Source organism: Streptomyces sp. NPDC046261, from assembly GCF_040646235.1.
GTDB lineage: Bacteria > Actinomycetota > Actinomycetes > Streptomycetales > Streptomycetaceae > Streptomyces.
The window spans coordinates 20,647-47,386 of sequence record NZ_JBEYZU010000012.1; the positions used below are offsets into that span (position 1 = coordinate 20,647).

At 72.4% G+C, this 26,740-nt stretch carries 19 protein-coding genes and 2 pseudogenes; 12 read left to right on the plus strand and 9 right to left on the minus strand.

Features of this window, described 5'->3' with window-relative positions:
* Position 1: 1 nt before the first annotated feature.
* The 4 genes from ABZ956_RS20910 to ABZ956_RS20925 all read right to left on the minus strand — a co-directional run bounded on the left by ABZ956_RS20910 (position 2) and on the right by ABZ956_RS20925 (position 7,779).
* Positions 2 to 1,135, minus strand: coding sequence for an acyl-CoA dehydrogenase family protein (locus tag ABZ956_RS20910; RefSeq protein WP_361895567.1), 1,134 nt, complete (start codon positions 1,133 to 1,135; stop codon positions 2 to 4).
* Positions 1,132 to 2,412: a cytochrome P450 gene (locus ABZ956_RS20915; protein ID WP_361895570.1), complete on the minus strand. Its 1,281-nt coding sequence runs from the start codon at positions 2,410 to 2,412 to the stop codon at positions 1,132 to 1,134. Before ABZ956_RS20915 ends, ABZ956_RS20910 begins: the two co-directional genes overlap by 4 nt.
* A gap of 299 nt (positions 2,413 to 2,711) precedes the next feature.
* Positions 2,712 to 5,627, minus strand: a complete 2,916-nt coding sequence (locus ABZ956_RS20920) for a BTAD domain-containing putative transcriptional regulator (RefSeq protein WP_361895573.1) — start codon at positions 5,625 to 5,627, stop codon at positions 2,712 to 2,714.
* A 115-nt stretch (positions 5,628 to 5,742) separates the two neighbouring features.
* Positions 5,743 to 7,779: an AfsR/SARP family transcriptional regulator gene (locus ABZ956_RS20925; RefSeq protein WP_361895576.1), complete on the minus strand. Its 2,037-nt coding sequence runs from the start codon at positions 7,777 to 7,779 to the stop codon at positions 5,743 to 5,745.
* Positions 7,780 to 7,988: 209 nt separating this feature from the next.
* On the opposite strand from ABZ956_RS20925, the gene ABZ956_RS20930 reads away from it, so the two are divergent.
* The 4 genes and pseudogenes from ABZ956_RS20930 to ABZ956_RS20945 form a co-directional block, all read left to right on the plus strand.
* Positions 7,989 to 8,864, plus strand: a complete 876-nt coding sequence (locus ABZ956_RS20930) for an NAD(P)H-binding protein (RefSeq protein WP_361895579.1) — start codon at positions 7,989 to 7,991, stop codon at positions 8,862 to 8,864.
* A gap of 77 nt (positions 8,865 to 8,941) precedes the next feature.
* A complete protein-coding gene (locus ABZ956_RS20935; RefSeq protein ID WP_361895980.1) occupies positions 8,942 to 9,802 on the plus strand; it encodes an alpha/beta hydrolase in 861 nt (286 codons plus the stop codon).
* 193 nt (positions 9,803 to 9,995) lie between these two features.
* Positions 9,996 to 11,181 (plus strand): annotated as a pseudogene (locus ABZ956_RS20940) (NF041680 family putative transposase); the annotation flags it as partial.
* A pseudogene (locus ABZ956_RS20945) lies at positions 11,176 to 11,498 on the plus strand (transposase); the annotation flags it as partial. The pseudogenes ABZ956_RS20940 and ABZ956_RS20945, both read left to right, overlap by 6 nt.
* Positions 11,499 to 11,501: 3 nt before the next feature.
* On the opposite strand, the gene ABZ956_RS20950 reads toward ABZ956_RS20945, so the two are convergent.
* Positions 11,502 to 12,731, minus strand: a complete 1,230-nt coding sequence (locus ABZ956_RS20950) for an epoxide hydrolase family protein (RefSeq protein WP_361895582.1) — start codon at positions 12,729 to 12,731, stop codon at positions 11,502 to 11,504.
* A 694-nt stretch (positions 12,732 to 13,425) separates the two neighbouring features.
* Between ABZ956_RS20950 and ABZ956_RS20955 the strand changes: the two genes are divergently transcribed.
* The 3 genes from ABZ956_RS20955 to ABZ956_RS20965 all read left to right on the plus strand — a co-directional run bounded on the left by ABZ956_RS20955 (position 13,426) and on the right by ABZ956_RS20965 (position 16,696).
* Positions 13,426 to 13,566 carry a hypothetical protein gene (locus ABZ956_RS20955; protein ID WP_361895585.1) on the plus strand — a complete coding sequence of 47 codons (141 nt, stop codon included), beginning with the start codon at positions 13,426 to 13,428 and terminating at the stop codon, positions 13,564 to 13,566.
* Positions 13,567 to 13,677: 111 nt separating this feature from the next.
* Positions 13,678 to 14,955, plus strand: a complete 1,278-nt coding sequence (locus tag ABZ956_RS20960) for a YcaO-like family protein (RefSeq protein ID WP_361895588.1) — start codon at positions 13,678 to 13,680, stop codon at positions 14,953 to 14,955.
* Positions 14,945 to 16,696 (plus strand): ABC transporter ATP-binding protein, encoded by a 1,752-nt coding sequence (locus tag ABZ956_RS20965; RefSeq protein ID WP_361895591.1) that lies wholly within the window; start codon positions 14,945 to 14,947, stop codon positions 16,694 to 16,696. The genes ABZ956_RS20960 and ABZ956_RS20965 overlap by 11 nt, the downstream gene beginning before the upstream one ends.
* 7 nt (positions 16,697 to 16,703) lie before the next feature.
* Here ABZ956_RS20965 and ABZ956_RS20970 read toward each other — a convergent pair whose 3' ends face one another.
* The gene (locus ABZ956_RS20970) at positions 16,704 to 19,565 is read right to left on the minus strand and encodes a LuxR C-terminal-related transcriptional regulator (protein ID WP_361895594.1); all 2,862 of its coding nucleotides are present in this window, start codon (positions 19,563 to 19,565) and stop codon (positions 16,704 to 16,706) included.
* 198 nt (positions 19,566 to 19,763) lie between these two features.
* Here ABZ956_RS20970 and ABZ956_RS20975 point away from each other — a divergent pair, with 198 nt between their 5' ends.
* A complete protein-coding gene (locus ABZ956_RS20975) occupies positions 19,764 to 20,408 on the plus strand; it encodes a LuxR C-terminal-related transcriptional regulator (protein WP_361895597.1) in 645 nt (214 codons plus the stop codon).
* A gap of 34 nt (positions 20,409 to 20,442) precedes the next feature.
* On the opposite strand, the gene ABZ956_RS20980 is transcribed toward ABZ956_RS20975, so the two are convergent.
* Positions 20,443 to 21,414 (minus strand): YafY family protein, encoded by a 972-nt coding sequence (locus tag ABZ956_RS20980; RefSeq protein WP_361895599.1) that lies wholly within the window; start codon positions 21,412 to 21,414, stop codon positions 20,443 to 20,445.
* Between the two features lie 63 nt (positions 21,415 to 21,477).
* On the opposite strand from ABZ956_RS20980, the gene ABZ956_RS20985 reads away from it, so the two are divergent.
* Positions 21,478 to 22,677, plus strand: coding sequence for an epoxide hydrolase family protein (locus ABZ956_RS20985; RefSeq protein WP_361895603.1), 1,200 nt, complete (start codon positions 21,478 to 21,480; stop codon positions 22,675 to 22,677).
* Here ABZ956_RS20985 and ABZ956_RS20990 read toward each other — a convergent pair.
* Together ABZ956_RS20990 and ABZ956_RS20995 are read right to left on the minus strand one after the other, a co-directional pair.
* Complete coding sequence (locus ABZ956_RS20990; RefSeq protein ID WP_361895605.1) at positions 22,674 to 23,336, minus strand: GPP34 family phosphoprotein; 663 nt, start codon at positions 23,334 to 23,336, stop codon at positions 22,674 to 22,676. The genes ABZ956_RS20985 and ABZ956_RS20990 overlap by 4 nt on opposite strands.
* Positions 23,337 to 23,495: 159 nt before the next feature.
* Positions 23,496 to 23,930 carry a VOC family protein gene (locus ABZ956_RS20995; protein WP_361895608.1) on the minus strand — a complete coding sequence of 145 codons (435 nt, stop codon included), beginning with the start codon at positions 23,928 to 23,930 and terminating at the stop codon, positions 23,496 to 23,498.
* A gap of 267 nt (positions 23,931 to 24,197) precedes the next feature.
* Between ABZ956_RS20995 and ABZ956_RS21000 the strand changes: the two genes are divergently transcribed.
* Genes ABZ956_RS21000 through ABZ956_RS21010 form a run of 3 tightly spaced genes read left to right on the plus strand, consistent with a single transcriptional unit; the run spans position 24,198 to position 26,640 of the window.
* Entirely contained in the window at positions 24,198 to 25,232 is a 1,035-nt protein-coding gene (locus ABZ956_RS21000; protein ID WP_361895611.1) for a hypothetical protein, read from the plus strand.
* Between the two features lie 26 nt (positions 25,233 to 25,258).
* Complete coding sequence (locus ABZ956_RS21005; protein ID WP_361895613.1) at positions 25,259 to 25,864, plus strand: ABC transporter ATP-binding protein; 606 nt, start codon at positions 25,259 to 25,261, stop codon at positions 25,862 to 25,864.
* On the plus strand, positions 25,861 to 26,640 hold the full coding sequence (locus tag ABZ956_RS21010; protein WP_361895616.1) for an ABC transporter permease: 780 nt from the start codon (positions 25,861 to 25,863) through the stop codon (positions 26,638 to 26,640). Before ABZ956_RS21005 ends, ABZ956_RS21010 begins: the two co-directional genes overlap by 4 nt.
* The last annotated feature ends 100 nt before the right edge of the window (positions 26,641 to 26,740 follow it).

Below are 26,740 nucleotides of genomic sequence, written 5' to 3' on the forward strand. Positions count from 1 at the left end.
GTCACCCGACCCGCAGCGCCTGGCCGTCCAGGGCCGCGCACAGCGCCTCGGCCATCCTGCCCCGGGACGGCGGGTGGAAGTTGAGGCCGGCGGCGGCCGAGGCGAGGTAGGTGCCCTCGTCGGACCCGATGTAGGACATGCCGCCGAGGGCGGCCAGGGCGCCCTGGGTGGCGCGGGCGATGGCGTCCTGCGCGGCGTAGCGGGCGGTCAGCGCCTTGACCAGCAGTGTCTCGGCCCACTCGGTGGTGTCGCCCATCTCGCGGGCCACGGCCTCCACGGACAGCATGGCGGCGTCGAGCTCGGTGACGAGCGCGGCCCGGTCGGCGGCCGAGCCCCCGCCGTGCCGCAGCACCCGCTCGACCAGGGCACTGGCGGTGCCCAGGTAGCCGGCCGCCATCAGCAGTTCGAACCACAGGAAGCCGGCGATGTGCAGGGAGTCCAGCGCGGAGCCGGCCGTGACGTCGGTGAGGACGACCATCTGCGGGTCCAGCTCGACGTCGGCGAGGACCACTTCCTCGCTCTCGGCGCCGGCCAGCACGGAGCTGCGCCAGAAGGGCCGTACGGACACGCCGTGGGTCTTCGCGGGGACGATGGCCACCGCGAGGCGTTCGGTGCCGTCCTCGTCGGTCATGGTGACGGAGGCGGTGAGCAGGTCCATGGAGTGGGCGAGGCTGCACGGCTTCTTGCTGCCGTTCAGCAGGACGTGGTCGCCGCGCCGCTCGGCGGTGATGGCCGGGCGCAGGATGGACTGGCCGGTGCGGCCCTCGGCGAAGCCGGACGCCAGGAGCAGGCGGTCGCTGACGATGGCCTCGAGCAGCATCCACTCGAATCCGGCGCCGTGCTTGGCGGTCTCCACGAGGCTGGCCACGGAGAAGTGGTGCATGGTGGTGGCGACGGCCAGCGAGGGGCAGCGGGCGCCCACGGCCCGCTGGAGCCGGACGGCTTCCAGGGGGCCGGCGCCGATGCCGGTGTTCTGCGCGGGCACCAGCAGGGCGGTTCCCCCGGCGTCGCGGAACGCGGCGATGGCGGGGCTGCCGGGCCGTTCCAGCTCGGCCAGCGGGTATGCGGCGAGCGTGGCGTCGAGGCCGGGAAGCAGTCGTTCGAGCACGTCGCGCTCGGTGTCCAGGAAGCTCATGCGGCGGCCTTTCCGCGGTACGTGAGGGTGGCGCCGGCGGTTGCCGGGGCGTCGTGGGCGACGGGCAGGTCCTCGAAGACGCGGAGGCTGAAGGACTCCCGGCGCACCGGGTCCCCGGCGGGTGCGAGGCGGGGGAAGCGGGTGAGCAGCCGGCGCAGGGCCACCGCGGCCTCCATGCGGGCCAGGGAGGCGCCCAGGCAGTAGTGCGGGCCGGCGCTGAAGCTGAGCACCTTGCTGCCGGTGCGGGTCACGTCGAAACGGTGCGGGTCGGGGTGCTGTGCGGGGTCGCGGTTGGCGGCCGTCAGCACGGTGGTGACGTTGGCGCCCTCCAGGACCGGCATCCCGCCGATGACGGCGGCCCGGCCGGCGATGCGCTCGGTCATCTGGACGGGGGTGTCCCAGCGCAGGGCCTCCTCGACGGCCTGGGGCACCAGGTGCGGGTCGGCGGCGACCAGGGCCCACTGGTCGGGGTGGGTGAGCAGGGCGTGGGCGGCCAGGCCCAGCAGACCGGTGGTGGTCTCGAAGCCCGCGACGAAGACCAGCAGCAGCGTGTCGACGAGTTCACGCCGTGTCAGCCGTCCCTCGCCTTCCTGGGCGTGCAGCAGGGTGGTGACGAGGTCCTCGGCGGGCTCGCGCCGGCGCCGCTCGACCAGTTCCCGGAAGTAGGCGCGCAGTTCTTCCACGGCCCGGTCGGCCCGGGCCCAGTCCTCGGGGGTGCGTACGGGTTCCAGCAGCCGGCTGGCGTCGCTGCCGAGCGTGCGGAAGCGGGCGCGGTCGGCTTCGGGGACGCCGATCAGCTCGCCGACGACGGCCACGGGGAGCGGGTAGCCGACGAGGTCCTGGAGGTTGGCCGTGCCGCCGTCGGAGGTGGCGTCGGCGAGGTCGTCGAGCAGGCCGTCGGTGATCTTCTCGATGGCGGCTTCGAGCGCGGCCACCCGGCGCGGGGTGAAGCCGCCGGCGACGAGCCGGCGCAGCCGGGTGTGGTCGGCGCCGTTGGCCCGCAGCATCGAGGAGTAGAAGAAGTCGGCCGCCGGGTGCTCGCGCCAGTCCGGTACGTTCTCCTCGCACCAGGTCAGGTCGGGGGCGCGGTAGGCGGTGTCGGTGAGGACGGCCTGGCAGTCGGCGAAGGTGGTCAGGAAGAAGGTGTTCAGGTCCGGGTCGTAGTAGACGGGTGCGGTCTCCCGAAGTTCTTCCAGCGCGGGGTGGGGGTTCTCCCGCCCTTGCGGTGTGAACGTCGAGAAGAGCAGGGTCTGTGCCTGTAGGGTCCGGGAGTCCAAGACGAGTACCTCAGCGGTCGACGGGTGCGTTTTCCCTGCCGGTGGCAGGGGCCCGTCCGGGGGCCGGCGCTCCTGGGGGAACGGGGCCGTGGGGCGGGCTCGATGAGCGTGTCACCGCCCGATCAGCGGTCGATCAACCGCGCGTCAACGGATTGTCAGCAGGCTGCAACATGCTCCGCGGACGGCTGTCGGAGGCGGACGGCCGCGTTGGGCCACCGCCCGCCCGCCGCGTGGAGAAGGGCATGAAAAAACCGGCGCCCGCCGAGGTCTCGGCGGGCGCCGGTGGTCCGTCCTGAAGGTCAGCCGGTCTGCTGCAGCCGTGCCGCGAGCTCACGGGCCTCGGGCATCCCCAGCCGGTCGAAGAGGGCGTGCGCCTGCCGGTAGTGGAACATGGCCTGGCTCTCCCGGCCGCGGGCCGCGCAGGCGTGGCCGAGCTGGGCGAGGGCCCGGCCCAGCAGGTAGCCGCCGCCGTACCGCTCGGCGCTCTCCCTGGCCTCCTCGGCGCACACGGCGGCCTCCTCGGGCCGGCCCAGGAAGTTGTGGGCCTCGGCGAGCAGGCTCAGGCCCAGGGACTCGCGGAAGCGGGAGCCGGTGGCGCGCCAGAGGTCCAGGCTGCGGGTGAGGCAGTCCAGCGCCTCGTCCGGGCGGCCGAGCCACAGGCAGATCTGCCCCAGCACGCGCAACGCCTGGGCCTGGCCCTCGCGGTCGCCGGCGGTCTCGGCGACCGCGACCGCGGCCCGGCCCGATTCCATCGCGGCCTCCGGCGCCCCGGTCGCCAGCTGGGCCAGGCCCAGGAAGCCGCGGACGTAGGCCACGCAGCTGGGGCTCTGTGCCGCCTCGGCCAGCGGCAGGGCCTCGGTGAGCTGGTCGAGCGCGCCCGGGAAGTCGTGCAGGCCCAGTGCGCAGCCGGCGAGGACGCCGAGGGTCAGGGCGAGGAGCGTCGAGTGTCCCTCGCGGCGGCAGATGCCGGCCGTGACCTGGAAGTGCCGCATGGCCGTGGCGAGTTCGAAGTTCTGTGCGTGGGCGCCGCCCAGCATGTAGTGGGCGACGGCCTCGGCGCCGGTGTCGCCGGAGCGTTCGGCCGCCTCCAGGACGGCCCGCGCCGCCCGGTCCAGGCCGTGCGGCTGGTTGGCGTGGCGGCCCAGCGGGTCGGCGGCCAGCAGCAGTTCGGCGGCGATGGTCACCGGGATGCGGGGGTGGCGCGCGGCCTGCTCGGTGAGGGCGAGCAGTGCGGAGAGCTCGTCGAGCAGCCACGTCGTGGCGCTGTCCTGGGTGGTGAAGTGGCCTCGCGCGGACGGCACCGGGGTGAGGGTGACGGGGAAGGGGTCGCCGGCCGTGGCGGCGGGGTAGGCGTCGCGGGCGAGGGAGAGGTAGGTCTCAAGGAGCCGCAGCAGGGCGCCGTCGCGCTCGTCGGCGGGTATCTCCTCGGCCGCGGTCTTGCGGGCGTACAGGCGCAGCAGGTCGTGGTAGCGGTAGCGGCCGGGGGCGACGGACTCCAGCAGGCTCAGGTCGACGAGGGCCTCGCACAGGTCCTCGGCCTGCCGCTCGGTGCGGTCCAGCAGGTCCGCCGCCGCGGCGCGGGTCAGTTCGGGGACGTCGGGCAGGGCGAGCAGCCGGAACGCCCGGAGCTGCTCGGCGTCGAGCAGGTCGGTGCCGAGCCGGAAGGTGGTCTCGACGTCGTCGGTGTCGCCGGACAGTTCGGCCAGGCGCCGCCGCTGGTCCGCCAGGGCCCGCGCGGTCTGGGCGATGGAGGCGGCGGGCCGGGCCGCCAGGCGGGCCGCGACGATGCGGATCGCCAGCGGCAGCCGCCCGCAGTCCTCGAGCAGCTGCCGGGCGGCTTCTTCCTCGGCTCGTACGCGGCGCTCGCCGATGAGCCGGACGAGCAGCGCCATGGCCTCGTGCTCGGTCAGTTCCCGCAGGTCGACCAGGGTGGCGCCGGGCAGTCCCGCGAGCCGGGTGCGGCTGGTGACCAGCACGCCGCAGCCGGGGCCGCCGGGCAGCAGGTCGCGGACCTGCTCGAGGTCGCGGGCGTTGTCGAGGACCACGAAGACCCGTCGGTCGGCCATCAGCGAGCGGTAGAGGGCGGCGCGTTCGGCCGGCAGCGCGGGGACGCGGCCGGGGACGACGCCCAGGGCGCGCAGGAAGTCGCCCAGCACCTGGGCCGGGTCGGCGGGCAGGGCGTCGGTGCCCCGCAGGTCGACGAAGAGCTGCCCGTCGGGGAAGCGTGTGCGCAGGCCGTGCGCCACGTGCACGGCGAGGGCGGTCTTGCCGACGCCGCCCATGCCGCTGACGGCGCTGACGGCCACGACCTGGCCGTTTTCCAGGGCGGCGCGCAGCTGGTCGACGGTCTTCTCACGCCCGGTGAAGTCGGCCGTCCCCGGCGGCAGGCGCAGGGCCGTCACGCCCCCGGCCGGCGCGGGGGTCCCGGCCCCGGCGAGGACGCGCCGGTGGATCCGCTCCAGGCCGGGGCCCGGCACCGTGCCCTGGGCGCGCAGCGCGTGGCGGGCGCGGGCGTGCACCTCCAGGGCCTCGGCCTGCCGGCCCGCCTCGTACAGCGCGGTCATCAGCAGTTCCTGCGTCCGCTCCCGCAGCGGGTGATCGTCGGCCAGGGCGCGCAGCGGGCCGATCGCCGCGGCGTGCCCGCCGAGGTCGAGTTCCGCTTCCCAGCGTGCCTCGAGGGCGCCGAGGCGTCGTTCGGTGAGCCGGGCCCGCTGGGCGGCGGCATACGGGCCGGGTACGCCCGCCAGGGGCTCGCCGCGCCACAGCCCAAGTGCCGCGTCGAGCAGGGTGCGAGCTTCCTTCGGGCGGCCGGCGGTGCGTGCGCGCTCGGCCGCGTCCGTCAGCCGGTCGAATTCCGCGAGGTCGAGGGCGCCGGGCTCCAGCCGCAGCGCGTAGCCCTCGCCGTGGGAGACCAGGACGCGGGCCGGGGTGCGCGCGGCGCGTCCGGGCTCCAGGAGGCCGCGCAGGCTGGAGATGTGGGTGCGCAGCGCGCCGAGGGCGTGCGGCGGGGCGGCGTCTCCCCACACGTCCTCGATGAGCGCCGCCGTGGACCCGCGCCGTCCTTGGCGCAGCAGCAGGGCGGCCAGTACGGCGGCGCACAGCGGCGGCCGGATGTCCGTCTCGGCGTCGCCGGTGACGGCCTGTACGGGTCCCAGGACGCGGAAGGACAGCTGGGGGCGCGGGTCGTGGGCGTCGGTGGGGTCGGGATGGGGCACGTTGTTCTCCGGATAGCTGGGATGGTGCGGGGACGGGTCCGGCGGACACGCCGGACGCGACGGTCGCGGTGGCATGGCACCGTCGCGCCGGTCCTTCTCTTCCGCCGGAGGGGCTCTAGGAGGCGCAGGCGGTGCACGAGGCCCGGTCGGGCGGTGCGGCCGGGCACGGGGGCGTCCCGCACGGCATCGCCTCGCAGCCGCAGCAGGCCCGCGCGCCGGCCCGCGCGTACGCCGCCTTGAGCCGGCGGCTCCGCGGGACTCCCCGAGCCGGGGCGTCCGGGGCGGTGAACGGACCGGGGGCGGGATACGGCTGTACGGGGTCGGGTGCCGCGTGGGCGCCGGTGTCGGTGCCGGCGCGGGTGCGGGCGAACTCGGCCAGCAGGCTGTGGAAGCGGTACCAGCCGGGCTCGGGCGATTCCAGCAGGCTGATGTCGACCAGCGATTCGCACAGTTCCTCGGCGCCGTGCGGGGGCCTGCCGAGGGAGGCTGCGACGTCGACGGCCCGGAAGGCGGCGTCCGGCCTGTCGGCCGGGGGCAGCAGCCGGAAGGCCCGCCGCAGCGGCCCGGGCAGCCGTCCGTACTCCCGCCGGAAGACGCCCTCCACGGCGAGGCCGGCGACCTTGAGCTCGGCCAGCCGTCCTTCCCCCTCCGCCATCCGCCGCACGAGCGAGGCGACGGTCCACGAGGGGCGGGTGGCCAGGCGTACGGCCATGATGCGCACGGCCAGCGGCAGGCAGCCGCACGCCTCCACGAGCCGGGCGCAGTCCTCCTGTTCGGCGGCGGCCCGCTCCGGGCCGATCACCCGTCCGAGCAGGGTGAGCGCCTCGTCGGGTGCCATGACGTCGAGGTGGACGAACCGGGTGCCGGACAGCCCGGCCAGCTTGGCGCCGCTGGTGACGAGGACGGCGCCGGCGGGGGTGCCGGGCAGCAGGGGGCGGACCTGGTCGCCGTCGGCGGCGTTGTCCAGGACGACGAGCATGCGCCGGCCGGCCATGCGGGCGCGGAAGAGGAAGGCGCGCTCGGCGGTCCCGGCGGGGATGTCGGCATCGGCGACGCCGAGCGCGCGCAGGAACGATCCGAGCGCCGTGGCCGGGTCGACGGGGTGTCCGCACGGGTGCCTGAGGTCCGCGTACAGCTGTCCGTGCGGGAAGCCCGCCCGCATCCGGTGCGCGGCGTGCAGGACCAGCGCGCTCTTGCCGACCCCGCCCAGGCCGGACACCGCCACGACGGTGGTTCCCGTTCCCGGGGGCGCGGCGAGCAGTTCGCACACGTCCCGCACCGCGTCGGCGCGGCCCGTGAAGTCCGCGATGTCGCCGGGGAGCTGGGCGGGGCAGGGGTGGCGGTCCGGCTCCCCGTCCTCCCGCGCGGTGGGGTACGGCGACGCGAGGGTGCCGTCGGCGGCGATGTCGCGGGCGAGGGCGGACAGCTCGTGCCCGGGGTCGAGGCCGAACTCCTCGGCCAGGGCACGGCGTATACGCGCGTAGGCGGCCTGCGCCTCGTCCGGGCGGCCGCAGAGCACCAGGGCCCGCATCAGCAGCGCGTGCAGGGGTTCCCGCAGGGGATGGCGTTCCGCGAGCGCCACCAGCTCGCCCAGCACGGCGGCGTGCCCGCCCAGTTCCACGTCGAGGGCGAGCCTGCTCTCCAGCACCGCGAGTCTGCGGTCGGCGAGCCGGGCCCGCTGTGCCTCGATGCCGGGCCCGGTCAGCCCCTGCAAGGGCTCTTCGCCGCACAGCGCGAGGGCGGAGCCCAGCAGGTCGCGGGCCTCGGCCGGGCGGCCGGCCATCCGCTCGCGCTCGGCGGCGGCCGCGAAGGTCTCGAACTCCCCCACGTCGAGCGCGTCCTGCGGCACGCGTACGGCGTAGCCGTCGCTGACCGAGACGAGGACCTCCGGGGCGGACCCGGCGTCCCGCTCGGGCTCGAGGAGCTTGCGCAACCGCGACACGTACGTGCGCAGCGTGCCCACCGCCCGCGGTGGCGCGTCCTCCCCCCACACCTCGGTCACCAGCGCGGCGGCCGTCATCGGCTCGCCCTGCCGTAGCAACAGCAGCGCGAGGAGGGTCCTTTGCTGCCGTGAGCCGAGTTCCAGCTCGCTGTCGCCACGCCACGCGCGTAGCCGACCGAGCACGGAGAAGCGCACTATGTCGACGGTCATTGCTCTCGCCCCTGTCCCCCGGATACAGCTGTCCCCCTGTCCCCCGGATACAGCACGGCGGTCTGTGCGGCGACCGCTGCCTCTCCCATGAATATCATTAAAAATCCGCCACGCCGGTTTTCTTCTCGCCGTCCGCGTGGCACGAATGCAGAGACGTCGGGGGTTACGACGGGTAAGAGGGCCGGAACGCGGAACGAAGGGATGTCGCGATGACCATCGTGGTCACCACACCCACCGGACACGTGGGATCGCGCGTGGTACGGCTGCTGCTCCAGGCCGGCGTCCGGCCCCGCGTCCTGGTCCGTGACCCGGCCCGCCTGGACGAGGCGACCCGCGCGCTGGTCGATGCGCGCCGGGGCGACCTGACGGACGCCGGGTTCGTCCGCGAGGCCATGGCCGGTGCGCGCACGGTCTTCTGGGTCGATCCCACTCCGCACACGACGGCGGATCCGATCGGAACCTCGCTACGGACAGCGGCGCCGTTGGTGGAGGCCGCCCGGGCAGGCGATGTGAGCCGGGTGGTGCTGTTGAGCAGTATCGGGGCGGAGAAGCGGCATGGGGTCGGACACATCGACGCCCTGGCCGGCATCGAGGAACAACTCGATGCCACCGGAGTGGACGTGCTGCATCTGCGGTGCGCGTACTTCTTCACCAACCTGATGCTCGACCTCGAAGGACTCTCCCGAGGTGTCCTGACCACGGCGTTCGATCCCGACCGCCCGATGCCATGGGTCGATCCGCGCGACATCGGAGAGGTGGCCGCTGCCCGGCTGCTGAGCGACGCCTGGCAGGGCCGGGTGGTACAGGCCGTCCACGGGCCGGAAGACCTCACCTTCCACCAGGTCGCGCGGATCCTCACCGAGGCGCTCGGGCGCCCGGTCCGGCTCGATGCCATCGGCGACGACGCGGCGCGGGACGCGCTGCGCGCGGCCGGGCTGCCTCCAGCGGCGGTGGAGGGCATCGTCGGGATGACCACCGGATCACGCGACTTGGTGCCCGAACAGCCCCGCGACCTGCTCACCACCACCCCCACGTCGCTCAGCGCATGGGCTCATGCCGAGCTGCGTCCGCTGCTGAGCGGGTGACCATCACTCCACTGACCTTGCTCTTTAACCTTTGGCGGAGCCTCAGTGACACCGGTAGGTTCTCCGCGGTGACCTTGATGGAGACGCAGGGCCTCACGTCGATGACCGACGAGGCGCGGTTACGTTGGATGGCGCTGGGGGACACGACTCGGCGGCCGGCCGTGGTCATGCTCCATGGCGGTCCGGGTCTGCCGGACTATCTGGGTGATGTCGCCCCTATGGTCGCGGACCTCGCGCCTGTGTACCGGTACGACCAGCGGGGCACGGGTCAATCCCCGTGGCGGGGGCGCCATTCCTTCGCCCGGCATGTCGACGATCTCGTCGAGTTGCTCGACGCATGGGGCGTGCCCAGAGCTGTGCTGATCGGGCACTCCTACGGTACTGACCTGGCGAGCCGGTTCTGCCTGACGCATCCTGACCGGGTTGCCGCGATGCTTCTGATGTGCGGGCCGTTCGTCGGTGATTGGCGTACCGGGGACCGAGCGGAGCGAGGCCGCCGCATGTCCGCAGCGCAGCTGGAGCGGCTCCACGCATTGGAGGAGTTGCCGCACCGCACGGAGGAGCAGGAAGTCGAGCTGCTCACACTGGCCTGGTTCACCGACCACGCCGATCCCGAACGTGGGTGGCACTGGGCCGCGCAGGGTGCCCGGCGGCGTCGCCCCGTCAACTGGGCTATGAACAGCGAGCTTGGCAAGGCAGGGCGCGCGGACCCGCTCGATCAGCATCTTGCCGAGCTGCGCGCATGCCTGCCGGCGCGGGCGGAGCTTCTCGGTGGGGCCGACGATCCCCGCCCAGTGTCGGCTCTTGAATCACTCGCGCTCAGGCTCGATCTTCCGCTGACGCGCGTCGAAGGCGCTGGGCACGAGCCCTGGTTGGAGCAGCCCAACACCGTGCGTGCGCACCTTCGGCGATTCGTGCAAGGCACGGTGGGCTCATAGGGCTTCGACCGGATTGCCGGCCGGCCTCATCCCACGCTGCCGGCACCGCGGCAGGGCCGGTGTCGAAATGGTCCTCGAACTAGGCCGCTCACCTGGGTGTGGGCCGGACACTGAGGCGGCCTTCGTCTGATCATGTGCTCCGACCAAGGACACACATGACCACGACGAAGGCCGTTGAAGGTGAGTTTGCTGCCTGGACGCGCCCCGGCTGCGCCAGGTGCTGGCCGGCCTGCCCATGCCGCAGGCCGCCGACGGCCGCCTGGTCCTCGCGGTCGACGTGAGCAACTGGCTCCGCCCGGACGCGCCGACCAGCGCGGATCGTCTGTTCTGTCACGTCTACGGCCGCAGCGGACGGTCCTCGGACCAGTTCGTGCCCGGCTGGCCGTACTCGTTCGTCGCGGCCCTGGAATCCGGCCGGACGTCGTGGTGCCAGCTCCTGGACTCCGTGCGTCTCGGGCCGGACGACGACGTCGCCGAGGCCACCGCCGCCCAGGTCGGCCGGGTGGTCGTGGATCTGATCGAGATGGGCCGCTGGCACGCGGGTGACCGCGACATCCTGATCGTCTTCGACGCCGGCTACGACGCCCCGCGCATGGCCCACCTCCTCGACGGCCTCCCTGTCGAGGTCCTGGGACGGATGCGCTCCGACCGCGTCATGCGACGGCCGACGCCCTCGCCCAAGGAGTACGCCCTGTCCTGTCCCCCAGGGCGGGCGACCGCCGAAGCATGGCAAGGAGTTCCGCTTTGCCAAGCCGGAGACCTGGGGCGAGCCGGATGCGGCGACGGTCCAGGTCACCGACCGGTACGGCACCGCCCGCGCGATGGCCTGGGACCGCATCCATCCGAGGCTGGCCACCCGCTCCGCATGGATCGACCACACCGGTGAACTCCCCATCATCGACGGCATGTTGATCCGACTCCAGGTCGACCGCCTGCCCGGTGGTGGAGACCCGCTGCCCCTCTGGCTGTGGTCGTCGGCCACCGGGCTGAGCAGCGAGGACGTCGACGTCCGCTGGCAGGCGTTCCTGCGCAGGTTCGACATCGAGCACACCTTCCGGCTGATGAAGCAGACGCTCGGCTGGACCCGGCCGAAACTCCGCACCCCCGAGGCCGGAGACCGCTGGACGTGGCTGATCATCGCCGCCCACACCCAGCTCCGGCTCACCCGTGAAGGAGCGGCAGACCTCCGCCGCCCCTGGGAGAAGCCGGCCGAGCCCGCACGGCTCACCCCGGCCCGAGTCCGCCGAGGGTTTCGGAACCTCCGCCCGCACCTGCACTGCCCGGCCAGTGCACCGAATCCCTCAACGCCTGGACCAGCAAGGCCACTTGGTTCGAAGAACCGCCGCCCCACGACCCACTATGACGTCGGGAAAGCCGTGCCGTCGGTGCGGGGCAAGCGCGCGGGCGTCCCCGGCGCCGGCCGGACACCCTGCTCGCCGACCGCGGCTACGACCACGACAAGTACCGCCGCCTCGTGCGAAGTCTTGGGGTGAAGCCGCTGATCGCCCGCCGGGGCGCCGAGCACGGCTCCGGTCTCGGCGCCCAACGCTGGGTGGTGGAACGGGCCTTCGCCCATCTGCATTGGTTTCGCCGGCTGCGAATCCGCTGGGAGATCCGCGACGACATCCATGAAGCATTCCACACCTTGGGGTGCGTGCTGATCTGCTGGCGAAGGCTGCGGTCGGCTCGGCTGTAGGAGTCAGCGCAGTGGGCGGAAGGTCTGGCGGATGTCGTGGGTCCAGGCGTCGGGGTTTTCGAAGGGTCCGAAGTGGCCGCCGCGCTGGTGGACGTTGACGTCGCGCAGGTCGCCGTAGACGTGCGGGGTCATGCCGTGGCGGATGGCTGCCTCGTACTGTTCGGGGGTGCCGATGCCCGGGGAGGAGTGGTCGCCCAGGTGGAAGGTGAAGCTGGTCGGCACGGTGATGGCCGGGGTGGTCCAGCGGTCCTTCGGCTCGGGGTAGAGGTGAGCGTTCTTGTAGGCGCGGATCGAGGAGCCGATGGACTGGGTGACCCAGTAGATCGTGGCCGTGGTCAGGATGTGCTCGTCGGGGTAGACGTCCTCGAAGACGGCGCTCTGGTCGCTCCAGGACTTCCACCGCTTGAGGATCCAGGCCAGCATCCCGGCGGGTGAGTCGTTCAGGCCGTGGGTGAGTGTCTGGCCGTCCAGGCAGTGCACGGCCAGGTGGGAGGCGAGGGTGTCCCGGAAGCCTTCCAGGTCCGCGACCAGCTGGGGGCTCGCGTCCTCGGGGATGTCCTGGCCGGCGGTGATGTCCCAGTAGCGGTAGCCCTGGAACGCCGGGAGCGGCGCGGGCATGCCCAGGTGGACGCCGATGACCGACTCGGGGTAGCGGTGGGCGAGCTGGGCGGCCACCAGGGCGCCGTAGTCGGAGCCGCAGACCGCGTACCGGTCATGGCCCAGGGTCTCGGTCATCAGGGTGTGGAAGCGGTCGGCCATGTCGACGTGGTTCTCCCGCCCGTTGGTGAGCGGGGTGGAGAAGCCGAAGCCCGGCAGGGACGGGATGATCACCTCGAAGGCGTCGGCCGGGTCGCCGCCATGCGCGGCCGGGTCGGCGAGCGGACCCAGCACCCGGGTCCAGTCAAGGAAGGTCCAGGGCCAGCCGTGAGTGAGGATCAGCGGCGCGGGGGCCGGGCCCTTGCCGGGCTCGCGCACGAAGTGCACCGGGGTTCCGCCGATGTCGAGCCGATGGTGGGTGTACGCGGTGTTCAGCCGCTTCTCCGCAGCCCGCCAGTCGAAACCGTCAGCCCACAGTTCCACCAGCCGGCGCAGATACGCCGTGGACAGACCATACTTCTCGTCCTCGTTGTCCAGGTCGGGTGCGAACCGGGTGACCCGCAGCCGGGCCCGCAGATCGTCCAGCTCGCCCTGCGGGACCTCGATCGTGAACCGCGTGAGTTCGTCAGCCGTCATGGCGCCATCCTTCCGAAACCAGCAGTGAAACCAACGAAGGCGACGCTAGAGGGCAATAAGGTCAGATTCCGTCCTAGAGGCTACCCCGCAGACTGGTTCACCGGACCGGAGGCACCCGCCCGAAGATCATTTTGTTAGGGGTTCCAAGGGCCCAGCTGCATGGGCGCCGTCACCGCCACGTCTTATCTCCTCACTCAGTTGCTGTAGGTACCGGTTTGGCCCGGGCCTTCCACCATGGGCTTGCCGAGAGTTCGCCGTACAGGGACCTCGGCCGACCCGTTGCTGGTCGGTGAAGTCGTCGGCCGGGAGGCGCCTTCTTCCTGGTGGCCTGGAGGAACGTCACCGCCGGCGCCAGCGGCGATTCCGTCGTGGGTGATGTCCCCGGCCGCCAGTGCCGCCGGCCCAGGAAGCGTCGCAGGACGCCGCGCAGTCCGCCCTTCCGGTCCTGATGTTCTGCCGGTACCGGGGGGTGACATCGGCGGTCGGGTGCGATGCCGTCCGGGGCGTTCGGGTTCACGTCCTCAAGGGCCGTCGTCCGGCGCACGGTTGCCCCTAAGGCTGCCCTTCCGGCCATTCTGCCGGCCGGTGGCGTCCGGGAGTCTTGATCTCGGAAGGGCCCCCGCCGGGAAGCCACCGCAACCCGGCGGGACCGTCCCCCTTCCTCTCGTATCACTTCACTCACCGAGGAGTTGTCATGGGTAGCTTTGACTGGGGCCGTAACTGGAAGAAGACCGTTCTGCCGGGCACCGAGCTCACGGACGTGACCGAGGCGGAGGAGGGCGCCATCGCCGAGCTCCTCGACATCGCCGAGAGCACCGTTGTGATCAACAAGTAAGGCGTTGGTACCAGCAGGCGGGCACGGGATCCGCATCCCGTGCCCGCCTGCGACGTCGCGCCGCGCGGAACCGACGCCGCGGCGCCCCCGGCGAGCAGAACACGAGCGGACATGGGTGGGAAGATGCTGCACCAGTACGGCGAACGAGAGATCCCGCTGGCGGAGTCCTGGAAGCGCGGCACGGAGGCCATCGCCGCGCTGGGGCTGACGGCCGCGTACACCGACCTGGGCGGGGACCCGGGGGCGTGGCACTGCCAGTTGCACCAGGAGGACGGGACGCCGGTCCCCAGCCTCGCCGGGTGCGGCAAGGGATTCGGCGAGGCCGCCAAGGTGGGGGCGCTCTACGAGGCGCTGGAACACCACCTCGCCGCCACGGTCACCATAGAACCCGCCGACGTCACCCTCCGCTCCGCGCACGAGATCTCCACCGGCCCCTTCGCGCCGGACGTCTCCTCGCTCCTCCTCTCCGCCGGCCCGGACGGGCAGGTGGCCTGCCGCAGCCATCGCGCCGTGCACGGGGACGCCACCTGCGACGTGCCGGTGTTCGTCAACTGCCCCTGGTACCTGGAGGACGAGGCCCAGGACCTGCGGTCGCGGCTGGGGGACCACTACCGCTACGGCGCCCTCGGCCGCTACAGCGTCAACAGCGGCTGCGCCACCGGCGCCTCCGTCACCGAGGCCACGGTGCACGCCGTCAACGAAGTGGTCGAGCGCGACGCGTTCTCCCTGCTGCTGATCCGCACGTTCCTCGCCCCGCAGCCCGCGCCACTGACCGTCGTCGACCCGGACACCCTGCCCCAGCGGCTCGCCTCGCTCCTGAAGATGACCGAGGAGCGCGTGGGCGCGCCGGTCGTCCTCATCGACATGACGAGCAATATCGGTATCCCGAGCTTCATGGCCTGGTCGGCCCCGCAGCAGCCCGGCATGATCCGCCGTGGCTGCGGCACGTCCCTGGTCTCCGCGTACGCGGCGGAGCGGGCGCTCACCGAGCTGATCCAGTGCATCGCCGTCACCTCCCGCCCCGGCTACGACCACCCCGAGCGCAGCTCCCTGGAGGGCTACCCGGTGCTCATGCGCTGCTCCGAGATGGACCTGCGCCCGGCCCTCGGCAGCGGCCGGACGGTTCCGTTCACGCAGACGCCGACGTGCGGCGAGCCGGAGCAGTACCTCGCGACCCTGGTGGAGCAGCTGGCACGGCGGGGGCACACCCCCTACGTCCGCCCCCTGCACACGTTCGCCAACGGGGTGTCCGTCGTCAGCGTCGTGATCCCCGGCCTGGAGCGGTTCGCGCTCATCACCGACGGGCGGGTCGTGGTCCCCGGGAGCCGCGGGCGGCAGGCCCAGAGGACGGTTCCGCAGCCGGCCGGCCCGCACGCCGATGCCGCCTGACGCCCCCTCCGGCAGCAGCCTCCGCTTCCTGCTGCGCTCGCTGGCCCCCGCCAAGGCCGTCTTCGGCGCGGGCGCCGCACTGAGCCTGGCGGGCGGGGTCGCCGGGCTCTTCCAGCCCCTCATGGCGAAGGACGTGATCAGCTCGCTCGGCGAGCACGGCCCCTCGCCGGCGCCGTTCGTCCTCCTGGCGCTCCTGGTCGTGGCCGCGGCCGCGCTGACCGCGTGCGGCGAGTTCCTGCTGGAGCGCACCGCCGAGACGATCGTGCTCGGGACCCGCAAGAGGCTGATCCACCGCATCCTGTGCCTGAAGGTCGACGCGGTCGCCCGGCTGCAGCCGGGCGACCTGCTCACCCGGGTCACCAGTGACGCGGCCGTGCTGCGCCAGACGGTGTCGCACGCCGTCACCCAGATCTTCTCCAGCGGCCTGCTGATCCTCGGCTGCATCACCCTGATGGCGTTCACCGCGCCCCTGCTGATGGCCGTCACCGCGGGCGCGCTGCTGCTCGTCGCCCTGTCGGCGGGCGTGGCACTGCCCAGGATGCGCGAGTCCGCCGCGCAGGTGCAGCAGTCCGTGGGCGCTCTGGGCGCCGTGCTCGAACCCGCCCTGAGCGCGCTGCGGACCGTCAAGGCGTTCGGTGCGGAAGGCCGGGAGGCCGCCGCTGCCGAGCGAGCCGCGGAGCGGGCCTGGCGGCACGGTGTCAAGGCGGCCGGCTGGCGGGCCGTCGCGGGCACGGCCATGACCGTGTCGGTGCAGACTGCCTTCCTGGCGGTCCTGGGAGTGGGCGGGGCGCAGGTCGCGTCCGGGGACCTCTCGTCGGCCGGGCTGGTGGCCTTCCTGCTGTACCTCTTCTACGTCATGCAGCCGCTGGACGCCCTGGTGCAGGCGCTCGGCACCGTCCAGGTGGGGCTCGCCGCCGTCCAACGTCTGGAGGAGCTGGACGGCCTTCCGGCCGAGGACCCGGGACCCGCGCGGACCCCGGCACCCCCGCTGCCCGTACCCCGTCCCGCCGCGCCCCTGCTGACCCTGGACGACGTCTCGTTCCGCTACGACACCGGGCACCCCGTCCTGACCCGCATCAGCCTGCAGGTCCCGCACCGCGGGCTGACGGCCCTCGTCGGCCCGTCCGGGTCCGGGAAGAGCACCGTCCTCGCGCTCCTGGAACGCTTCCACGAGCCGGTGTCCGGGCACATCCGCATCCACGGCCGGGACGTGGCCGGACTGCCCCTGCACGAGCTGCGCCGCCGCATCGGGTACGTGGAACAGGACAGCCCCCTGCTCTGCGGCACGCTGCTGGAGAACGTCTGCTACGGGCTGCCCGGCACCGACCGGGGCAAGGCCCGGGAGGTCCTGGGCAGGGTCGGCCTGACCGGCCTGCTGGACCGCCTGCCCGAGGGCCTGGACACCCCCCTGGGCTCCGGCGGCACCGCGGTCTCGGGCGGTGAGCGGCAACGCGTCGCCATCGCCCGGGCGCTGGCGCGCGACCCCGAGCTCCTGCTGCTGGACGAGGTGACCTCCGGTCTCGACGCCGCCAGCGAGAAGGTGGTCATGGAGACCGTCCGTGCGGTGAGCCGGAGCACCGCGGTGGTCCTCGTCTCCCACCGCATGTCCTCGGTCAAGGACGCCGACGCCATCGTGGTGCTCAACGACGGGCGGCTCCTCGCCACCGGCACCCACGACGAACTCCTGGGCGCCAGCTCCTTCTACCGCGAACTGGCCGGCGCCTCCGTGCCGGCCGGGTGAACGGCCGTCACGGCAGCGGTGCGCCGAGCCGGTCGGCGATCTCCGCGCGCCGTCGTACGCCCAGCTTGCGGAAGCTGTGGGTGAGATGGGTCTCCACGGTCCGCACGGCGAGGTGCAGGAGTGCCGCGATCTCGGCGTTGGTGTGCCCCTGTGCCGCCAGGCCGCAGATGCGGCGCTCGCTGCCGGTGAGGGCGGCCGCGCCGGTCTGCGGGGCGGACGGGAGCCTGGCGCCCGCGGCGGCGAGCAGCCCGGCGGCGACGTCGCGCAGCCGGCCGGCGCCGGTCCGCTCGGCGTGCTCGACGGCCTCGCGCAGCACCCGCCGGGCGTCCGCCCGCCGCCCCGCCTCGGCGAGCATGCGGCCCTGGGCGATCAGCGCCGGGACGAGCTCGGTGCCGATGTCCGCCGCGCGCAGCAGGTCGACGGCCTGCGCGGCGGTCTCCATCCCGGACCGGCCGCCCGTGGCGGCGCCCAGCGCCCGCAGCGCACGGCCCACCGTCCGGGGAGTGCCCCAGCGGCGGGCCAGCTCCAGCTCCTCGGCGGCGAGGTCGACGGCCTCCCCGGGATGCCCGAGCAGTAGCCGGCAGTCCGCGGCGGCGGACCGCCAGGGCGTGACGACGGGGCTGACCACGCGGCGTTCGGCCTGCCGGCGGCCGCACTCCAGGAGGTCGGCCAGGGCCGCGGCCGGGTCGCCCTCGGCGAGGTGCAACAGCCCGCGGGCGTACAGGAACTCGTTCCACTCCCACGACCCCTCGCAACCGTCCGGGGCGACCGACCGGACCAGCCGGCGCGCCTCGGCGACGCGGCCGGTGTCGGTCAGGGCCAGGACCGCCTGGGCGACCAAGTGGGCGTTGACCGGGCCGACGTGCTCCGCGACCGTCGACGGGCCCAGGGGGACTCCCCACTCCGTGCAGGCGGCCAGCAGTTCCCCGTAGCGGCCCCGCATCATCAGGCTCTCCGCCCGCACGCTCAGCAGGCACTGGTGGCCGGGGTCGACCGTCGTCCCGCGGTGGGCGGCGACGCCCTTCCCGACCAGCTCGTCCGCGAGCGTGAGCTCGTCCGCCCACTGCGCGAGGGTGGCCGCCGACGCCAGCACGTACATCCGGGACAACGGGTCGAGGGGCTCGGCCGTCACCTCCCGGGCAATCGCGGCGGCTTCGGCGGCGCTCAGCGCGCCGCTGGTGGAGTCGTACTCGGCGACCAGCGCCCGGGCGGCCGGTGCCGGCCGCGCCGGAGTACGGGCGGTCAGCCTGCGCAACCGCTCCACCACCTCCTGCCAGCTGCGGCCGTCGTGCGAGGCGATGAGTGCGGCCGCGGCCTGCACGGCGCGCGCCATCTCGGGGTGGCTGACGTACCGTTCGGTCAGCTCTTCCATCACCTCCAGCGCGGCCGTCGTCTCGCCGCGTGCCGCGAGCGCCGCGCCGAGCGCGTTGGCCGCCTTGAAAACGCCCGCGTCGGACTGGGCCAGCCGTACGGACTCGGCCAGGTGCCGGACGCCCGAGGCCCGCTCCGCCGGGCCCAGCACCACCTCCAGACCGCCCAGTTCGGTGAGGACCGTGCCGCGCCGGCCCGGTGGCAGCGGCTCGGCCAGGGCGCGCCGCAGGAAGGCGACGGCCTGCTCGACGTGGCCGGCCCCACGGGCCGCCCGGGCGGCGCACAGCAGCGTCTCCGCCGCCCAGCCGGGCCCTTCGCCCCCGGCCGCCACCAGGTGCGCGGCGACCACGGCGTCCGGTGCACCGCGCCGGTGCAGCACGTCGGCGGCGGTCCTGCGCACCTCGCGGGCGCCGAACGGGGAGTGCGCCGCCGAGACGGCACGGCACAGCAGTGGATGGGCGAACGCGGGCCAGGCGTCCGGTGCCGGCGGGCACAGCACGCCGAGCCCGGTCAGCTCCCGCAACCACGCCGCGGCGCGCTCGGGCTCCGTCCCGCACAGCGCGCCGAGCAGCGCGGCCAGGTCACCGGCGCCGTCCGGGCCCGCCGGGGACCCGTCGAGCCGGGCGAGGGCGTAGGCCGCGGCCATCGCCTCCCGGCCCATGCCGTGCAGCCATTGCTCCACGGCCTCGACGAAGCCCTCGGTGGGCGCGTGCGCCGGCACCGGTTCCCGGGCCGGGTGCTCCGGCCGTTCGCCTGTGTGCGCGAGGTCGGCCAGCAAGGCGGTGAGCAGCGCGGGCACGCCGCACGTGGCCCGTGCCCAGTCGGCGACCACGGACGGGGGGACGGGGCGGCCCGAGTGCCGCGCCAGGAGTTCCCCGACGGCCGCCGGGCCGAGCGGAGGGACGTCGCAGGTGTGGACGAGGGAGGGGGGCAGGGTGCGGCCGAAGCGGCTGCGAGGGCCCGTGGGGCCGTGCGGGCGGCATTCGGAGACCACCAGGAGCAGGGGCATCCGGTCGGCCCGGCGGGCGACCTGGAGCAGCCAGCGCCGGCTGGGGGCGTCGGCGAACTGGACGTCGTCGACCGTCAGGACGACCGGGCCGTCGGCCACGTGTTCCTGCAGCCGCTGCCACAGAAACCTTTCCTCATCACCGGGCGGGGGTTCCGGCAGGTCCCGGCCCGCGCGGAGGAACAGCTGCTGCGCACCGGCGTGGCCGCGGTCCGTCTCGTCGGCCGAGCAGTGCGACCGCAGCACCGGCACGCCACGGTCCGCCGCCACTCGCCCGATCGCGTCGAGCAGCGCGCTGCGTCCGCTGCCGGGGCCCCCGGCGACCACGAGCACGCGACCCTCGCCCCGTACAGCCTCCCGCAACAAGGTCCGCGCCTGGGACAGCTGCACCGCACGGCCGGCCGGCCAGTCCGGACCGGGACCAGGGGGTGATCCGCCGGGCATTCCACCCGGTAACGCGACGGCGGTCGTCCTCGGCCGGCTGCCCTTCATCCGCCACCTCGTTCCGTGCTCACATCCCACCGGACACCGGGCGAGGGGACCGGGTCCTTGTGCGACGCGCACCGTCCCGCACGCCGCCGATCTCGTGGATGTCCACGATGGTCAGCCCCACCACCCGCCTCGCACTCTGTAGATGACGACGGGCCGCCTTGGGTTGGGTCTGACCTGGAACGCGAGGGAAGAACGACAATGACCGTCCTGCACGACACCCGGATCCGCGTGCACGTGCACGCGGCCGACCCGATCTCCCGGGCCGGTGCCGCCAGCCATCTGCGCCACCACCGTGAGCTGGACCTCGTGGACGAGTGGACGGCCACCGACACGCCGGCTGCGGTCACGGTGCTGATCACGGAGAGCGCCGACGCCCGAGCCGTCGTCATGCTGCGCCGGCTCACCTGCGGCGAGAAGTCCCGGGTGGTCCTCGTGGTGGAGCGCATGGACGAGGCCGAGTTGCTCGCCACGGTGGAGTGCGGCGTCACCGTGATCCTCCGCCGTGAGGAGGCCACCGCCACCCGTCTCGCCCGGGCCGTCCTGGCGGCGGCCCGTGGCGACGGCGACATGCCCGCCGACCTGCTCGGCCGCCTCATCAACCGCATGGGACGCCACCGGCGCGGCATGCCGGATCCGCCCGGGGCCACCCCGCTCGCCCTCTCCGAGCGCGAGACGGAGGTGCTGCGACTGGTCGCCGGCGGCTGTGACACGGCCGAGATCGCCACCCGGCTCGCCTTCTCCGAACGCACCGTCAAGAACGTCCTGCACGGCATGACGACCCGCCTGCACCTGCGCAACCGCGCCCATGCCGTGGCGTACGCGTTGCGGGAGGGCTACATCTGAGGGGACGCCCGCCATGTCGGCGAGCCGTCACCGGCTAGGGCCGCTGCACGCCGTGGCTCGCCTTCAGGCAGCGGGTGGCCTGAGCGCGCAGGGCCTCCGCCAGGCCGGGCGGAGCGTGGGTGAGGGTGAAATCGGCGTCGACCGAGGTGATCATCCAGGTCAGGTCACGGACGGAGTCGGCGCCCAGATGCAGCAGACTGCTGCGCTCATCGACGGGTTCGAGTACCCCCATGCCGGGCCAGACGCGGTCGGCGACCGCTTCGGCGGCCTCGTGCAAGGTGACGGTGGCCTGGAAAGGCCAGGCCCGCCACGACAACCGGTGAGCCAGGTACGTGGCCACATCACCGTCGGGGAGTTCACGCGGCGTGAACCGAGGGCCGGTCGGGGTCCGCGGGGTGAGCCGGTCGACGCGGAATGTACGCCAGTCGGCACGGTCGGTGTCCCAGGCCACCAGATACCAGTGCCGGTCGAAACTCACCAGGCTGCGCGGCTCGACCGAACGAACCGTGCGACCACCACGGGGACTGGCGTAGTCGAACCGCAGCACCTCCCGCCGGCGGCACGCCTCGGCGACAGCCATGAGCGTGGCAGCGGACACCTTCGGGGCCGGGGCGGTGCCGGCCCGGACCGTAGCCGTGTGCAGAGTACTGACCCGCTGCCGCAGCCGGGACGGAAGCACCTCCTCCAGCTTCGCCAGCGCCCGCAGCGCATGCTCCTCCGCGCCCGCCACCGAGGCATCGGCCGCCGTACGCAGGCCCACCACCACGGCGGTGGCCTCGTCCTCGTCCAGCAGCAGCGGCGGCAACCGACCGCCCGTGCCGAGCCGGTAACCCGCGACGCCCTGGATGGCGTGCACCGGGTAACCCAGCCCGCGCAACCGCTCCACATCCCGGCGTACCGTCCGCCCGCTGACCCCCAGCCGCTCGGCCAGCTCGCCGCCACGCCAGTCACCGTGGTCCTGCAACAAAGACAGCAGCTTCAGCAGCCGCCCGGACGTATCCACCATGCCCCGAAGGATGCCAAACCCTTAGGACCGAACCTGACCTAAGCACCCCCTAGCGTCACCGGCATGACCAACAGCACGCCGGGCATACGCCCCTTCCGTATCGATGTCCCCCAGGCCCAGCTCGACGATCTCCACACCCGCCTCGCCGCCACCCGCTGGCCCGACGAGCTCCCCGGCACCGGCTGGAGCCGCGGTGTACCACTGGGCTACCTCAAGGACCTGGCCGAGCACTGGCGCACCGCCTACGACTGGCGCACGCACGAAGCGGAGCTGAACACCCACGCCCAGTACATGACCACCATCGACGGGCAGAACATCCACTTCCTGCACGTACGCTCACCCGAACCCGACGCCACACCCCTGATGCTGCTGCACGGCTGGCCCGGCTCGGTGGCCGACTTCCTGGACACCATCTCGCCCCTGACCAACCCCCGCGCACACGGTGCCGACCCCGGCGACGCCTTCCACCTGGTCGTCCCCTCGCTGCCCGGCTTCGGCTTCTCCACTCCCCTGGCCGGCCCCGGCATGAACGCCGCGACCATCGCCGGCATCCTCACCCGGCTCATGGCCCGCCTCGGCTACGAGCGCTACGGCGTCCACGGCTACGACACCGGCTCATGGGTCGCCCCCCACATGGGCACACAGGCCCCCGAGCACGTCGTGGGAATCCACCTCAATGCCCTGATCACCTTCCCCGCGGGCGTCGACGGCGAGATGGAGGGCCTCACCGAAGCCGAGCAACAGCGCTGGCAGAGGATGCAGGACTTCAACGACGGCTACCTCCAGTGCAACTCCAAACGCCCCCAGACGGTGGCCTACGCCCTCACCGACTCCCCCACCGGCCAACTCGCCTGGATGGTGGAGAAATTCAAGGAACTCACCGACCCCGAAGACGGCCTCCCCGAGGACAGCATCGATCGCGACCGCTTCCTGACCCAGGTCACCCTGTACTGGCTCACCCGCACCGCCGCCTCGGCCGCCCAGATCTACTACGAGGAAATCAGCGCGAACACCACCTGGGACCAGACCGACGATGGGGCGACCGGCGGCAGAGGGACCGTGCCCACCGCCGTACTGGTCTCCACCCAGGACGTGACCGTCCGCCGCTGGGCCGAACGCGACCACCACCTCGTCCGCTGGACGGAACTCGACCACGGCGGCCACTTCCTCGCGATGGAAACGCCGGACCAACTCATCGTCGATGTCCGCGAGTTCTTCCACCGCAGCCCATGCGGAGCAGGGTTCGGCCTATTTGGCCGCTAGCTCCCGGCCGCGGCTGCCCCGGCCGCGGCGGCCGCACTGATCGCCGCCTGCATGTCGCGGATGGCAGCCCGTACGCTCGCGGCCGCCCACTGTCCGGCGGCCACCTCGGCCATCCGCGAGGCGATCTGCCTGCGCGGGCCGTCGGGAAAGGCCAGTCGGTGCAGCTTGGCGGAGTGGATCAGCCCGATCAGGCCCGCCGTGCGCGTGTCCGGCTCGGCGCCGCCCAGCACGACGGCGCGGAGCCGTTCCCGCAACTCGGCCTCGACGGCACCATCGGCCGCGGGGTAGCGGCGTATCGGGAACACACCGAGTGCCCTGTGCGTTTCCTCGACGACCACTCCGCGCCTTCCCAGGCTCTCCAGAGCCGCACCGACGGCCTTGGACCGGTCCTTGGTCAGCCAATCGGTCACCTTGCGCTTCTTGCGACCGCGCAGCCAGGTCTCGATCAGTGCCGTCCGGCTGTCGAGCAACTGGTCCCCGGTCGGCGACGTGTTCACCAGTTCGAGATGCTTGCCTTTGACCAAAACCCGCCCGGCCAGGACCAGTTCGAGCAGGATCCCTCCCGCGACCGCCCACCCGGCGGCTTGCCGCCGCTTTGCCGACCCGGACTCATCGTCCAAAGACAGCAGCATGATCTCCTCGGCCAGTGTGATCGTCATGCCCACTACCCCCGCGTATAAATGCTGATCGCCTTCCCATGATCAGACGCCCGGGGCCGCCGAGAGGTTCCCCCTGCGTCTTGGGCCTGACGTCCCCTCTCACGCAGGCCCCGGACGCGACCAGGGAGGCGGCTCCCACCCCGTCGTCACGGAGGACGCTCAGTCGAGACAGAACTCGTTGCCCTCGATGTCCTGCATCACGATGCACGACTCATTGTGTTCATCGGCGAGCAGCAGTTGCACGCGTACCGCGCCGAGCGCGACCAGTCGTGCGCACTCGGCTTCGAGCGCGGCGAGGCGCTCTTCACCCACGAGCCCAGTGCCGACTCGCACGTCCAGATGCACCCGATTCTTGACGACTTTGCCCTCAGGGACGCGCTGGAAGTACAGTCGCGGGCCCACGCCCGAGGGGTCACCGCAGGCGAACGCCGCACCCTGCCGCTCAGGGGGCAGAGAGCGGTCGTAATCGTCCCACGTAGCGAATCCCTCCGGTGGCGGCGGTACGACGTACCCCAACACCTCGCACCAGAAGCGAGCGACGCGCTCGGGTTCCGCGCAGTCGAAGGTGACTTGTAACTGCTTGATCGATGACATCCGCGCACCATAGCAGGGGGACTCTGTTGCCCATTTCCCGGGTGCGGCCCGCGTGTTGCCGGGAGTACGGCCCCTGGTCACCCCCCGGTTGCTCACTCGATCGGGTGACGCGCCGCCGTGGGCCGTATGGGTGATAACGGGTCGGGCAGCCTCAAGCTACCGCCACCCCTTCACTCCGATCGCCTCTCGAGCCGACGTCACTGTGACGCGCACCGGGCCGCCGATACGAACATAGCCATGCCGTGCGGGACTGTCCTGGAAGGATCGATGATGGGCAAGCCGGCGCTTTTCCCCGAGGGCACCACTATCGCCGTATCGATTCCCGGTGGCCTGCTCAACCGTCTGGAAAGGCATCCGGAAGCGGAGCAAGCGCGGGCGGAGTACAGGCACTTGTTGCGCGACTGCCTCACCCGCCATGGCGTCGAGGGCGCTGAATCCATCATGCGGAAAACCACCATCGGAGACACCGCGACAGAGGCTCTCCCATGGATGGGGCGCGAGGAGCTGGTTGCCACGTGCCTGGTTGGCGCCATGCTGTTGGAGGCGGACGACCTCTGGGAGCGTGGCGAACAAGCAGGGCGCGCGGACGCACGACGCTGTGTCGAGGTGGCGCGGGGGGAATACGCCGGCCCTCTTCCCCCCTTCATGCGCGCCTTCGCAGACGTGTATGCCAGGTACCGCCCCTTCTGGGTAGCGCAGGGCTGGGAGCAGGCCATGACAGCTCTTGGCCGCTGGTCCGACCTCATGGCCACGGACCCCCAGGTCATCGAGGAACGAATCACCGACTTCGAGGCATACATGGCGGTGCGACGGATCGACTTCGGTTTCGACACGCTGGACCTTCTCATGCGCAAGTCCTCCAGCCGGCTGACTCCTTGGGAGCATCCCGTCCCGGGAACGGTGTCGCTCTTTCAAGACGCCTGCTGCGAATACGCGATTCTGGTCAACGACTTGTTCTCTTTCCCCAGGGAGCACTTCTCCGGAGAATTCCGGAACGCTCTTCAGGTGCTGGTCAGCGTGCAGGAGATGAGCCTGCAGGATGCGGTGGACGAGGTATGCCGCAGGATCGTGACAGCGGAGTCGAATATTCTTGCGCTGAGCCGTGAGAACACCGAGGGCAGCACCGGTGGGGACATGCGTGCTTGGCGCGCGTACCACAAATCCTGGATGACGTTCCTGGCGGCAGGCCTGAGGCAGCACCTGCGTGATGTGCGCTACCACGGCGCCGACCATGTGTGGAGGGGAGAGATTCCCACACGGATCACTCTCTACCGGGACCAGTCGGAATTCCACTACACCTGACGCTGCGGCGTGGCCAGGGGAGGGGCATGAGGGTCAGGCAGGTGCATCACGCCTACCGTCGGCGCGTGGTGCTGCGCGGAGTGGACCTACAACTACGGGAGGGCGTGATCGCCGGAATCGTCGGGGAGAACGGCGCGGGCAAGTCCACCCTGCTCAAGATCCTCGCCGGTGAGCTGCGACCCAGCCGCGGTACGGTCCTTCACCGCGGCCGGTTCGGCTACTGCCCGCAGCAGGCAGTGCTCAACGACGCCCTGACCGTGCGCCAGCATCTGGCCTTCTTCCAGGCCGCCTACCGCCTCGCGGACGTCTCCTACGCCGAGGAGATCATGGACACGCTCGAGTTCACCGGCTACGTCCAGGAGCAGGCGGGCGTCCTCAGCGGCGGGACCCGGCAGAAACTCAACCTGACCCTGGCCCTCATGCACGATCCGCAAGTGCTGCTGCTGGACGAGCCCTACCAGGGCTTCGACTGGGAAACCTACACCCGGTTCTGGGACCTCGCGGCCCGCCTCCGCCACGCGGGCCGCTCCGTCCTGATCGTCTCCCACCTCGCCTACGACACCGAGCGGCTGGACGAGCTGTGGCGCATGGACGGCGGCACCCTGCACCGACAGGAGACGTCCCGCCCATGACGGACCACTTGGCCCTCTACGCCACCGCCACGCGGTACACGCTGATCGAGCACGCCCGGAACCGGTTCGCCATGCTGCTCGTCGCGCTGTTCCTGCCGGTCTGGACCAGCCTGGTGTACCTGGTGGTGCCCGATACACCGGCCCGGATGCGGCTGCGCTCCACCGGAGAGCTGCTCGCCCCGCCCGGCAACCAGCTCACCCAGATCACCGGCGCGCTCAACGCCATCACCCTGATCACCGGGTTCATGATGTTCGCCGCGACCTTCTCCGGCCACACATTCGACCGCCGCCTGGTCCTGGCCGGCTACCCCCGCACCCACCTCGTCCTCGCCAAGGTCACCGCACTCATCCTGGCCTCCCTGACCGTCGCCGCCTACGCCACGGCGGTCACACGCTGGACGTGGGCTCCCCGGCAGCCCCTGCTCCTCATGGCGGCGTACTTCACCGCCGCCATGACCTACGGCGCCCTCGGAGTCGGGTTCGGCGCCGTGCTGCGCCGCGAAGTCGAAGGCATGTTCGCCCTCACCATGACCAGCGTCCTCGACATCGCTCTGCAGAACCCCATCATCAGCTCCGGCGCCAACAGCGCCATCATCCGCTTCCTGCCCTCCTACGGGGCGATCCAGACCGGCACCGCGGCCGGCTTCTCCACTACCGCCCCCAGCCGATACCTCGCCGTCCAGCTCGCCTGGTTCACCGCGGCAGCCCTCGCGAGCATGCTCGCCTTCCACCTGCGAACCCGCGACCCCCTGCACACCCGGCTCCAACCCCTCTGAGCCACGCCCGGCCTTGGCAGCAGGCAAAGAAGCCCTTATGGATTCAGGCCACGCCCCTCAACTGCCTTATGGTGTGCGGGTAAGCGGTGACGTACAAGAA